Source organism: Peribacillus sp. QJM3NY_7, from assembly GCF_056173225.1.
Genome location: NZ_CM149663.1, coordinates 861,266 through 873,650 on the forward strand (window position 1 = coordinate 861,266; position 12,385 = coordinate 873,650).

Sequence of the window (12,385 nt, forward strand, 5' to 3'; positions counted from 1 at the left end):
GAGTATATGAAAAAGTGGATGGTATTTTCAGTTTTTATGATGGTCTTAGTATTGGCGGCATGTGGAAATGAAGCGAAGGATTCACCCGAAAAGGATCAAGCTGTTAGTGGTACTGCCGATGAAAAAGCGGTAACCCTAAAATTATTGGAAAGTGAACCATTAGGCGAATACCTGGCTGATTCCAAGGGAATGGCACTTTACTATTTCAAGAATGATAAATCAGGAAAAAGCAATTGCATGGGTGATTGTCTCAAAAAATGGCCGCCGTTCATGGAAAGGGATTTTGCTGTCCCTAAGGGATTTGAGGAAAATGACTTTGGAACCATTCAAAGGGAAGATACAGGGGAAGAGCAGGTGACGTACAAAGGATTTCCACTCTACTATTTTACGAATGATAAGGCAGCGGGAGATGTCAATGGTGAAGGTGTGAAAAATGTTTGGTATATTGTGAATAATAAGACTATTTTTCCAAAATAAGAAAAAGGGGCGATCAGTGATGGTCGTTCCTGTTACACATTTTTTCCAAATTTACTTGTGAGGAGTTGCAGGTGCGATTGAAAGAAAAACTTGATAAGGAATTGATGGCATTAGTCATGAAAAAGCATCGTCCTGCTCTGGAAGAACTTTATGACCGCTATATTAAATTAATCTATGGTTATATTTTTAAGTTCACAAATGGAAATGCTGAAAAAACAAAGGAGATTGTGCAGTTGGTCTTTTTAAAGCTCTGGACCACAAAAAGCAGTTACAATTCCGAAAAGGGACACTTTGTAAGCTGGCTTTTGACCGTTACACGAAATGTGTGTGTGGATTATGTCCGTAAAGACAGCGTTCATATCCGGAATAACAAACACATGGACATGAGTCATCCAATAGACATAGAAGATCCTAATAATGATATAGAAAATGGGCTATTGCACAGTGAAATTGCCAAGGCAAAAAATAAGTTAAGCAAGCCGCAAAAAAGGCTGATTGATTTACTGTATTGGAAAGGGTACTCGTTAACGGAAATTGCCAAAATTGAAAATGAACCGGTTGGTACCATCAAGAGCAGACTTCACCAGTCGCTTAAATTGTTGAAAAAGCATTTGGAAGTAGGTGGTTTGTAAATGAATACAGAGTGCGCTAACCTGCTTTCATTTTTATCGGGTGAACTGGGAGAAAAAGAAAAAAAGGCATTCACGGAACACTTAATGCACTGCTCTGAATGCACTAGGGAGTATGAACAAATGACAGAAGCCTGGAATTCATTGAAATGGGATTTTGAAGAAATGGAACCTTCATCTTCCCTGAAATCAGAGGTTATGGATTTTGTCTTTGAGACTGACGATGAAGTTCCGGTGAGAAGGGAAAAGAATTGGAGTGTTTTTTTCTTTAAGCAGTTTACACCAGTCACTTCAGGTCTCTTGCTGGCTGCACTGGTTTTGGCGTTTGTGCTGTTATATTCCAATATTCAACTGAAAAAAGAACTTGCAGCTATCAATCTGCCAATGGAGGTTAAAACGTCGATATCTTTGCAGCCTGCTGATAAGACCGCTGTAAATATGAATACGGACGGTGCTGCATACATTTTGCAGCAAGGTGACGAAAGAAGGTTAATCGTTCAGATTCAGAATTTGCCTAGCCTTCAAGAGTCCGAAGTGTATCATGTGTGGTTGCTGAAAGATGGAAAACGGACAAATGCAGGAACTTTCAAGCCTGATGAAACAGGTACAGGATCATTGACATACAAACTGTCCATAGATGATAAATTCAATCAAATTGGCATCACAAAAGAACCGGATGCAAATAGTACAAAGCCGAGAGGCGAAAAAATAGTAGGATCTTCTTAAAAATAAGAGACTTTCCCGCAAAGGGGAAGTCCCTTATTTTCTGTTCGTACCTGAATTTAATAGCTAAGTGATTTAAACAAGAAGAAGTCGCCGCGATTAACAATGGGAGCTCATTTGAATTGGAATATAAGTGTTTACCATTCACCATGATCACTAGCAACGAATAACCAGCATGTCGGGTGGGGGAAAATGGACTTGTTTAAAGTTAAACAAGCATTGTCATTTCCATGATACCTATTTATTCATTAAGTCCCCACAGTACTCCCGGATCAACGCTGAGGCTTTCGTTTGGCTGATAGAGAGGTCCTTCGCGACTTTCCTTGATGATTTATATGTTTGGTAAGATTTCCTGATCAATATCCGTTTCGTTTCATCAAGTGCTTTACCGAGAGTAGTGGGGAGATCAATCTGTGTGACCTGTTCAACGTTCTCGGTTATCATTTCAGGCAAGTCGGACATCAGGATAACGGAGTCACTTATTAAGACCAACCTTTCAATCAAGTTTTCAAGCTGGCGTACATTGCCTGGCCATGAATAATGAATTAATAGGTTCAAGCATTCTTCCGAAATGACTTTATTTTCATGATACCTTTCATTGAACTTATTTAAAAAATTGTACGTAAGGGGAATGATATCTTCTTTACGTTCCCGCAATTTTTCCAAGCTTGCAGTATGTATTTACCATGAATTTGCATAATTAATACGTAATGAAAGGAAATGTGTTAAGTTGGACTAAAATGATTATGGAGGCAGCGATGAAATACGAAATTATATTATTTGATGTTGATGATACTTTGCTAGACTTTGGAATATCGGAAAAGAATGCGCTGCATGAAGCCTTTTTAGAGTTCGGTTTGCCAACAGGGGCGGAGGATTATGCGCGATGCTACCAAGAAATCAGTAAGGTATTATGGAGGAATTTGGAACAGGGGCATATAGATTTAACCATTCTGGGAGTGGAAAGGTTCAAGCGGTTGTTCCTGAAGCATGGGATTGATATGGATGCGGATGCGTTCAGCCGTGCGTACCTGGGACATTTGGGAAAGGAAATACATCTTCTGCCCGGGGCTATAGAGGTTTGCGAGAAGCTTGGAGGATGCCGGCTTGCTATTATAACAAATGGCTTTACGGCAGTGCAGACAGCAAGGATCGGCGGGTCAGCCCTTTGCAACACCTTTGAGACCTTGATAGTTTCCCAAGAGGCTGGGTTTCAGAAGCCTGATAGAGGGATTTTTGATTATGCATTTTCCAAGTTAAAGATCACAGATAAATCGAAAGCGTTGATAGTGGGTGACTCCTTGACTTCAGATATACAGGGCGGCTTGAATTATGGAATGGATACATGCTGGTACAATCCCCATCAAAAGGATAATGATCTGGGAATCAAGCCCACCTATGAAATCCGGACGCTCACTGATCTTTTGGAGATTGTAGGAAGTAAACAAGTATAGGGTGGTATTTGCATTGTAAAAAAACAGAGGCCGCTTGTCCGAGTGATAGGACGTGCAGCCTCTGTAATTACTCATGCAAGAGATATTAGAATCAGTTCAAATCCAGCTTATGTGGTTTGAGTGTTTGATCCTTTTCTTTTCTTCTGCTGAAATGCGGGGATAATATACAAAGCGCCAGGGAAATCGCGAGACCTGCCATCATGAATCCGCCAAATACCAAAGGGGATGGGCCATATGATTCCGCCATGGCGGTCCATATGAGCGGACCGAAACCTGCAATGGCTGCCGCGACCTGATAACCGACGGATAATCCAGTATAACGGACCTTGGCTGGAAAGAGCTCCGAGAATAATGTTCCTTGTGTGGAAAAAATGGCTCCCCAGATGACGCCGAGTACAACTGCCTGCATCATGTAGAACCAGCCAACCCCACGCCCAATCATTGTGAAATATGGGATGGCCAAGACGAAAAGGAGAGTCAGGCCCCCAAAATAGATGATTTTTCGATCAATGAAATCTGAAATGTAACCAATGACAGGAATGGTAATCAGCATTGTAGCGCAGCCAATCGTTAAACCGGTAAGAGCTGAATCTTGGGAATAACCAAAATACAGCGTAGTAAAGACGAGAACATAGGACATGATGAATACATTGAAGAAGCCGTCCCCAATTTTTAGTCCGATCACTTGCAGCACACTTCTCCAATCGTGTTTCAACGTTTCAATAATGGGAACTTTCGCAAGATCGCCGCTATCTTTCTGCGCTTTAAATTCCGGCGTTTCTTCAATGCCACTCCTTACCCAAATTGCCAACCCGATCAGTACACCGCTTAAAAGGAAGGGAATCCTCCAACCCCAAGATAAAAATTGGGCATCGGTTGTCAAGGAGCTGATGAGGGTTAGGCTGAACGAGCCGGCAACCAAGCCGATGGGGACCCCTAGTTGGGGAATGGATCCATATAACCCACGGACACCTTTAGGAGCAGATTCCGTTGCCAATAGGATGGCCCCGCCCCATTCACCTCCCAAGGAAATTCCTTGAATCAACCTCAGCACCACCAAGATGGCGGGGGCGGCCAACCCAACCTGGGCATAAGTGGGCAGAACACCGATTAGCATTGAACTTCCTCCCATACCAATAAGGGTGAACATGAGTGCTGCCTTCCGTCCGATGCGATCACCCATATGACCGAACAGGATGCTGCCGATCGGACGGGCCGCATAGCCAGCCCCGAATGTGACAAAGGCGAGAAGAAGTGAAATCGCTGGATCATGATTGGGAAAGAATAGCGTCGTGAAAACCAGGCCCGTTGCTGTCCCGTACAAATAGAAATCGTACCACTCAATAACGGAACCCGCTAAACTTGCGAAAAGAACTCGACTTTTTTTCATGATAAATGCTCCTTTAATGCTAAGTTTTTCATCAAATTGTTTTAACGATAAATAAAGCCGAAATGAACAAAAATGATGGTAAATGAATATAAGTAAAAAACTGGATTGTTCAGATTATTTTAGAGGACCTATCCATACCGGTCAATGTATTTCTGACTTTTCTGAAAAAATGAAGCGAATAACTTAGCTCCATTCACCTGTAATGGCATATAATTAATTCTAAAGTAATGGAAATAAACGTCCGATCTTCCCGGGTAAAATGACTAAGTGGATAAAAAGAAAATATGTTACCGATTAGAAATCCGAATATTTAGAAATTTTTTGTATAGAAGAGTGGCAAAGTGGAAATCATGTGGATAAGGAAATGAAAAATGAAAAAGAGGAAAGGATAAGATTTTAATAAATAATAATAATCTCCAAGTTATTTAGTATAATAGAAAAAAGGTTAAGGAGTTGGTTTCGTATGGAGAAGCAATTGCCAGGAACATCGCTTGAACCTGAAGAGATGGCTGAAATGGTTTTAAAAAAGGCCCTTAGTGATTACCGGAAAGCACAAATTGAAAAAGAAATCGATGACTCATTAAGAAATCGTGATAAGGAAGAGTTCCTACGTTTAACTGAAATATTGAAGGGCATTTCCTGAAATTTTATTCTCTGTGAACAAGACAAGTAGTTAGGATATGTAATGTACACTGAAAAGCCAGCACAGCTGATAACCATAAATATGCCGATGAAAAACTTCATTTACCTGGAACATACTAATTAAATAGCAATCTATACAATTATAATATTTTACATTGTAAGCGCTTTCTTGTATAATCAAATAAAGAAACGATGGAGAGAAGTGTAAGTGCGCTAATGGCGGGATTTAGTTGCTGATAAGTTCATGCACCGGGGATAAAAACTTAAAGGGGGAAAAGTTATGAAAAAGAATGGAGTGTCTTTAGTTGAATTTGTTCAGGAGGATCGATTCGAACTCAGCTCCTACATTACTTCTTTATTTAACAAACTGAATGACTATGTTCCCAAAAGTCTTAAAGATAAAAGGTGAGTGACAATAAAAAATGGATCAGGAAGATATGCAAGACTTCCTGATCCATTTTTATTTTGTTTTTGGGAATCAGGGTCTTAAGTAGTGTACTTAAGTAAAAGTCTCATTAATTGACAATGAGAATCGTTATCGAATAAAATGATTAAAATACAAGTATATCGATTGGAGTTGTTCATATTGTTCGTTCAAATGAGAAAAATGGTGGTAAAGGAAGGTAATGCAGAACAAGTAGTAAAACGGTTCAGCGGGGAAGGGATCATAGAAAAGCAGGAAGGGTTCATCGATTTAAGTGTAATGGTGAAAAAAGTGCGACGCGGGGATGAAGAGGTCATCATTATGATCAATTGGGAGTCGGAGGCGCATTGGAAGCAGTGGGAAAAGAGTGAAGCCCATATCGCAGGCCATAAAGCAAACCTAGGGAAACCAAAGCCTGAATATATCGTCAGTTCGGAAGGATCATTATATGAAGTGAAGGCTATTAAAAAGGCAGTGAAATAACTGCCCTTAAACTAGCCTGTTTTAAATTCCGTACAAATAAATAACTGGGTGGAATATCCCATTTCTCAATCATCTTGTTAGGATAAGGATACGGAATGGTTACCATTCACATATAATAGCTTACCTTCACTAAAATTCAGGCTCCCATTATGGGTGCCTCTTTTTGTTGATGAAATCTCGGGATAGGTTATGTAACTCCAAGTCTGTTGATATAGTACAATATCATTTATTTTCATTGAAATGGAGACATTCATGGAAATGTAAAGAAAAGGGGAGCAGGAAGGTAGTCTGAAAAGTTTACATATGAAAAACTAGGGATATTATTGTTAGCTGGAATCCCTATGATAAAGTCAATTGAGTTTAGGAATATTAATATATCAAAATACCACTACCGATATCAATAAAGTATTGGTCAGTTTTTAAAACCGCTGAAGATGTTTTTTTATTAAATAATTCCGCACATTTCAATATTTTTCAATGTTTTGAAATGTGGAGAAGAGAGAATATTTCAAAAAATACAAAAAAAGTGTTTACAGGGAAAATTTTTCATTGTAGTATTTCCTTATAAAGTAAATGAAATCGATTTCATCCCGAATCAAGGTTATGTACAGGCTATAAATTAAGGGGGAGTGGTTTGGTCCTTACTTTTAAGGTAGACCCCTGATATCAAATGAAATCGATTTCATTCGCAGAATATATTCTTGAATATTAGGATTGAGCTAGAAAATTTATTGATTAATCCTAAAAAAACATGGAAGGATTTCTTCTATAGTCAAATGAAATCGATTTCATTGAAGGCGATGGTTATACTGGCTTGATAATCTAACAAAATACTTTATTTTAAGGAGGAAAAAACATGTCTTCAGTAACACATGAGGTGAAAAAATTAAAAAACTATATAAATGGTAAGTGGATTGAATCCACTTCAAAGGAAACGGAAATTGTATTCAACCCTGCAACTGGTGAGGCAATTGCCGAGGTGCCACTTTCAACTAGGGAAGATGTGAATCGTGCGGTTCAAGTGGCGGATGAGGCTTTTAAAAAGTGGTCGCAGGTCGCTGTCCCGAAACGGGCTCGAATATTGTTCAAATATCAGCAGCTCCTTGTGGAAAATTGGGAAGAACTTGCTAAGCTGGTCACTATCGAAAATGGTAAAAGCCTTTCGGAATCGATGGGTGAAGTACTGCGGGGCATCGAGTGTGTCGAGTTTGCGGCGGGGGCACCTACGCTGATGATGGGCAAGCAGCTTCCGGATATCGCGACAAACATTGAATCGGGTATGTACCGTTACCCAATCGGTGTAATCGGCGGCATCACCCCATTTAACTTTCCAATGATGGTCCCTTGCTGGATGTTCCCGCTTGCGATCGCATGTGGCAATACATTCGTGTTAAAGCCATCTGAACGTACACCATTGCTTGCAGCACGCATTGTTGAACTGTTTGAGGAAGCAGGTCTTCCTAAAGGAGTACTGAACATTGTCAATGGAGCACATGATGTGGTTAATGGGCTTCTGGAGCATGAAGATGTGAAAGCCATCTCCTTCGTCGGTTCACAGCCAGTTGCAGAATATGTGTATAAAACAGGCACGGCTAACTTGAAGCGCGTCCAGGCTCTTGCGGGAGCGAAGAATCACTCGGTTGTCTTGAAAGATGCAAATCTTGATATGACAGCCAAGGAAATAACAAGTGCGGCTTTTGGCTCTGCCGGTGAGCGTTGCATGGCCGCTGCGGTTGTTGTCGTAGAAGAAAGTGTAGCGGACGAGCTAGTTGGAAAATTGAAACAGGCAGCTGATGCCATTACGATCGGGAATGGTCTGGATGACGGCGTTTTTCTAGGACCCGTGATCCGGGAAGGAGCTAAGAAGAGGACCATCGATTACATCGAATCAGGTATAGCTCAGGGCGCGACCCTAGTACGTGATGGCCGTAAAGATAAGGCAGCAAGCGGTAATGGATATTACCTAGGGGCTACGATTTTTGATCATGTGACACAGGAAATGAAAATCTGGCAAGATGAAATTTTTGCACCAGTGCTCTCCGTTGTCCGTGCCAAAGATTTAACGGAAGCCGTTGAGATAGCCAATGCTTCAGCACTGGCTAACGGGGCTTGCCTTTATACGGATAGTGCTGCTGATGTACGCCAGTTCCGTGAAACGATACATGCCGGGATGTTGGGCATTAACGTGGGTGTTCCAGCACCCATGGCATTCTTCCCATTCTCTGGATATAAAGGTTCATTCTATGGTGATCTTCATGCAAATGGAACCGACGGTGTGGAGTTCTATACACGTAAAAAAATGGTGACTGCACGCTACGTGAAATAAGTGAAACGAAAAAGTCTTGCAAGATGGCCCGTTTGGATACGGGCCGGATTTTTTGAAAACTAAGGAGGTACATATGAGTAAACTGCTTCAAAAACCGGTAAAAAAAGAGGTCGCTGAAGGTGTTACAGTCGTTCAAGCAGTAACGAAAGGAAATTCCCCTTTAGAATTTGTTGAATTCAAAATAGTTGAGTTGGCTCCTTGTGCTGAGTATACGGAATTGTTGAATAAAACGGAATGCTGCATTGTCGCTCTTACGGGAAAAATCAATGTGGCTGTTGGTGAAAATGTATACCATGATTTAGGCACACGCGATAGTGTATTTGATAAAGTGCCGACTGATAGCATTTACGTGTCAAATGATAGAGGCTTTAAATTGGAAGCGATAACCAAGGCCAGAGTGGCGCTGTGTTATTCGCCTTCTGATAAGCAACTTCCGACTAAATGGATTAAAGCGGGGGATGTTGACGTGGAACATAGGGGCATTTTGAGCAATAAGCGGATGGTGCATAATATATTACCGGATTCAGCTCAGTATGCGAATAGCCTTCTGGTGGTTGAAGTATATACAGAAAGCGGAAACTGGTCGAGCTATCCTCCGCATAAACATGATCAGGATAACTTACCAAATGAGTCGTTATTGGAAGAGTCCTATTATCATGAAATGAACCCGCCTCAAGGATTCGTTTTTCAGCGAGTATATACAGATGACCGTTCGATTGATGAGACCATGTCGGTTGAAAGCGGCGATGTCGTACTTGTACCGGCTGGTTATCATCCGGTAGGCGTACCTGACGGTTATGAATCCTATTATTTGAACGTTATGGCCGGTCCGACAAGGACATGGAAATTTTTCAATGATCCCGATCACGAGTGGATCCTGAATCGTTAAAGGAAAAGGAGCTGTTAACCGGATGAACTATACATTTAATATCGATAAGGAATTTGACTTGATTGCCATTGGCCGTGCCTGCATCGACTTGAATGCCAATGAATATAACCGTCCGATGGAAGAGACCATGACATTCACAAAATACGTGGGCGGTTCACCTGCCAATGTTGCCATCGGAAGTGCAAAATTAGGCTTGAAAGTCGGATTCATCGGTAAGCTTGCGGATGATCAGCACGGCCGTTTCATCGAGAGTTATATGCGTGGGGCAGGTGTTGATACATCGAATATGGTAATCGATCAAGAAGGGCATAAAACGGGACTGGCCTTCACGGAAATTAAAAGTCCTGAAGAATGCAGTATCCTGATGTATCGGGATGATGTAGCCGACCTTCATTTAGCACCTTCGGAAGTGCATGAAGAATATATCAAAAAATCAAAGATTCTATTGGTTTCAGGAACGGCTTTAGCAAAAAGTCCATCACGTGAGGCGGTTTTAAAAGCCGTCAGCCTTGCGAAAAGAAATGATGTAAAAGTCATATTTGAATTGGATTACCGTCCCTATACATGGAATTCCATTGAAGAAACCTCCGTTTACTATTCGTTAGTCGCAGAGCAATCAGACATTTTGATTGGCACACGTGATGAATATGATGTAATGGAAAATACCGAAAAAGGTACGAATGAAAGGACCGTCCGTTACTTGTTTGAACATTCCGCAGACCTGGCCGTCATCAAACACGGCGTCGAGGGTTCATATGCCTATGCCAAATCAGGCGAAGTATTTAAAGCGAAGTCCTATAAGACGAAAGTATTGAAAACATTCGGCGCAGGGGATTCATATGCTTCCGCTTTCTTATATGCGTTAGTGCGCGGCAAAGGGATTGAAAGCGCTTTGAAGTTTGGCAGTGCTTCCGCTTCCATAGTTGTAAGCAAGCACAGTTCATCTGAGGCGATGCCTGTTGCAGAAGAAATAGAGGATTTAATTGCCGAACGCGTGTAAGGAATTTATCTACATAGAGGGGTGAACAGAAGATGGGAACAGTGAGGTTGACTACAGCCCAGGCTTTGATCAAGTTTTTAAATCAGCAGTACATTCATGTTGATGGTGAAGAGTCTCCGTTTGTAGAAGGGATATTTAATGTATTCGGCCATGGGAATGTCGTTGGAATTGGTCAGGCACTCGAACAGGACGCTGGCCACTTGAAAGTGATTCAAGGAAAGAATGAGCAAGGGATGGCACACGCTGCAATCGCCTACAGCCGGGAAATGCTAAGAAGGAAAATTTATGCCGTCACTACATCTGCCGGGCCAGGCTCGGCAAACTTGATAGCGGCAGCGGGGACGGCACTCGCCAACAATATTCCTGTCCTCTTACTTCCTGCTGATACATTTGCGACACGTCAGCCGGATCCGGTTCTTCAGCAACTTGAGCATGAGCATAGTACGGCGATCACAACTAATGACGCTTTTCTGGCAGTATCAAGATATTGGGATCGCGTCACTCGCCCTGAGCAGCTCATGTCCAGTCTGATCCGGGCCTTCGAGGTGATGACCGATCCCGGGAAAGCCGGGCCAGCGACGATATGCATCTCACAGGACGTAGAAGGGGAAGCATTCGATTTCGATGAACATTTTTTTGAAAAACGCGTCCATTATTTAGATCGGAAAGTTCCGGTAGAACGTGAACTGCAAGGAGCTGCCGAGAGAATTAGAGCAAGTAAGAAGCCGATCATCATCGTCGGTGGCGGAGCAAGATATTCCGGGGCTCGGGATATTTTGATGAAGCTGGCAGAAAAGCATAACATTCCACTTGTGGAAACACAGGCAGGTAAATCGACTGTGGAATCAACTTTTCCTAAGAATTTGGGCGGTGTCGGCATTCTCGGTACGATGGCTGCCAATAAGGCTGCCCGCCAGGCAGATCTCGTAATTGGTGTCGGGACCCGCTATACGGACTTTACGACGTCTTCCAAAACTGCATTTGATTTTGAAAGGACAAAGTTTTTGAACATTAACGTCAGCCGCCTTCAAACCTATAAATTAGATGGATTTCAGGTCGTCGCCGATGCAAAAGTGGCGCTTGAGAACCTTGAAGCGTTACTAGTAGGCTATGAAACCGAATATGGGGAGATGCTTGGAGATTGGAGGGAGGAGTGGCTTTCCGAACGGACCCGTTTAAGTCAAGTCACTTTCAGCCGTGAAAATTTCACGCCTGAAATCAAAAGCCAGTTTTCGCAGCAAGTCTTGAATGAATACTCGGATGCATTAAAAACTGAATTGGCCCAATCCACTGCGATGATCGCAATAAACGATACGGTCGATCAGGAAAGTGTGGTGGTCGGTTCTGCCGGATCACTTCCGGGTGACTTGCAGCGCCTCTGGCATTCAAGCGTGCCAAACACGTACCATCTTGAATATGGATTCTCCTGCATGGGGTACGAAATTGCAGGAACTTTAGGAGCTAAGCTTGCCCATCCAGACCGGGAAGTCTATGCAATGGTAGGGGACGGCAGTTTTCTGATGCTGCATTCGGAATTGATCACAGCCATCCAATATAATCATAAAATCAATATTTTGTTGTTTGATAATTCTGGCTTTGGCTGCATCAACAATCTGCAAATGGAGAATGGCAGCGGAACATATTGCTGTGAGTTCAGAACACATGATAACCAAATCATGAATATTGATTACGCAAAAGTGGCGGAAGGGTACGGAGCCAAAACTTATCGGGCCAATACTGTCGATGAGCTGAAAGCTGCATTGGAGGATGCAAAGAAACAGTCGGCATCTACATTAATAGAAATGAAGGTTCTGCCGAAAACGATGACGGATGGTTATGACTCCTGGTGGAATGTTGGCGTGGCAGAGGTCTCTGAACGAGAAAGTATACAAAGGGCATATGAAGCGAGACAAGAGAAATTAAAAATGGCCAAACAATATTAAAAGGG

At 42.2% G+C, this 12,385-nt stretch carries 12 protein-coding genes; 10 read left to right on the forward strand and 2 right to left on the reverse strand.

What is annotated here, in order from left to right:
* Nucleotides 1-6 precede the first annotated feature (6 nt).
* The 3 genes from AC0VX1_RS04140 to AC0VX1_RS04150 all read left to right on the forward strand — a co-directional run bounded on the left by AC0VX1_RS04140 (nucleotide 7) and on the right by AC0VX1_RS04150 (nucleotide 1,832).
* Nucleotides 7-477 (forward strand): COG4315 family predicted lipoprotein, encoded by a 471-nt coding sequence (locus AC0VX1_RS04140; protein WP_475470008.1) that lies wholly within the window; start codon nucleotides 7-9, stop codon nucleotides 475-477.
* Between the two features lie 77 nt (nucleotides 478-554).
* Nucleotides 555-1,109 carry an RNA polymerase sigma factor gene (locus AC0VX1_RS04145; RefSeq protein WP_475470010.1) on the forward strand — a complete coding sequence of 185 codons (555 nt, stop codon included), beginning with the start codon at nucleotides 555-557 and terminating at the stop codon, nucleotides 1,107-1,109.
* Nucleotides 1,110-1,832, forward strand: coding sequence for an anti-sigma factor (locus AC0VX1_RS04150; RefSeq protein WP_475470011.1), 723 nt, complete (start codon nucleotides 1,110-1,112; stop codon nucleotides 1,830-1,832).
* A gap of 234 nt (nucleotides 1,833-2,066) precedes the next feature.
* On the opposite strand, the gene AC0VX1_RS04155 is transcribed toward AC0VX1_RS04150, so the two are convergent.
* Nucleotides 2,067-2,486: an AAA-type ATPase lid domain-containing protein gene (locus AC0VX1_RS04155; protein WP_475470013.1), complete on the reverse strand. Its 420-nt coding sequence runs from the start codon at nucleotides 2,484-2,486 to the stop codon at nucleotides 2,067-2,069.
* A 101-nt stretch (nucleotides 2,487-2,587) separates the two neighbouring features.
* On the opposite strand from AC0VX1_RS04155, the gene AC0VX1_RS04160 reads away from it, so the two are divergent.
* On the forward strand, nucleotides 2,588-3,283 hold the full coding sequence (locus AC0VX1_RS04160; RefSeq protein WP_475470015.1) for a YjjG family noncanonical pyrimidine nucleotidase: 696 nt from the start codon (nucleotides 2,588-2,590) through the stop codon (nucleotides 3,281-3,283).
* 91 nt (nucleotides 3,284-3,374) lie between these two features.
* Here AC0VX1_RS04160 and AC0VX1_RS04165 read toward each other — a convergent pair whose 3' ends face one another.
* Nucleotides 3,375-4,673, reverse strand: coding sequence for an MFS transporter (locus tag AC0VX1_RS04165; RefSeq protein WP_048684312.1), 1,299 nt, complete (start codon nucleotides 4,671-4,673; stop codon nucleotides 3,375-3,377).
* A 463-nt stretch (nucleotides 4,674-5,136) separates the two neighbouring features.
* On the opposite strand from AC0VX1_RS04165, the gene AC0VX1_RS04170 reads away from it, so the two are divergent.
* The 6 genes from AC0VX1_RS04170 to iolD all read left to right on the forward strand — a co-directional run bounded on the left by AC0VX1_RS04170 (nucleotide 5,137) and on the right by iolD (nucleotide 12,380).
* On the forward strand, nucleotides 5,137-5,316 hold the full coding sequence (locus AC0VX1_RS04170) for an IDEAL domain-containing protein (RefSeq protein WP_034315231.1): 180 nt from the start codon (nucleotides 5,137-5,139) through the stop codon (nucleotides 5,314-5,316).
* A 585-nt stretch (nucleotides 5,317-5,901) separates the two neighbouring features.
* A complete protein-coding gene (locus AC0VX1_RS04175; RefSeq protein ID WP_053533860.1) occupies nucleotides 5,902-6,222 on the forward strand; it encodes an antibiotic biosynthesis monooxygenase family protein in 321 nt (106 codons plus the stop codon).
* Nucleotides 6,223-7,078: 856 nt separating this feature from the next.
* Nucleotides 7,079-8,548: a CoA-acylating methylmalonate-semialdehyde dehydrogenase gene (locus tag AC0VX1_RS04180; RefSeq protein ID WP_475470019.1), complete on the forward strand. Its 1,470-nt coding sequence runs from the start codon at nucleotides 7,079-7,081 to the stop codon at nucleotides 8,546-8,548.
* Between the two features lie 73 nt (nucleotides 8,549-8,621).
* Complete coding sequence (gene iolB / locus AC0VX1_RS04185; protein WP_475470021.1) at nucleotides 8,622-9,437, forward strand: 5-deoxy-glucuronate isomerase; 816 nt, start codon at nucleotides 8,622-8,624, stop codon at nucleotides 9,435-9,437.
* Nucleotides 9,438-9,459: 22 nt separating this feature from the next.
* Nucleotides 9,460-10,437, forward strand: coding sequence for a 5-dehydro-2-deoxygluconokinase (iolC, locus tag AC0VX1_RS04190; protein WP_413010530.1), 978 nt, complete (start codon nucleotides 9,460-9,462; stop codon nucleotides 10,435-10,437).
* A 32-nt stretch (nucleotides 10,438-10,469) separates the two neighbouring features.
* Complete coding sequence (iolD, locus tag AC0VX1_RS04195; RefSeq protein WP_413022282.1) at nucleotides 10,470-12,380, forward strand: 3D-(3,5/4)-trihydroxycyclohexane-1,2-dione acylhydrolase (decyclizing); 1,911 nt, start codon at nucleotides 10,470-10,472, stop codon at nucleotides 12,378-12,380.
* Nucleotides 12,381-12,385 lie beyond the last annotated feature (5 nt).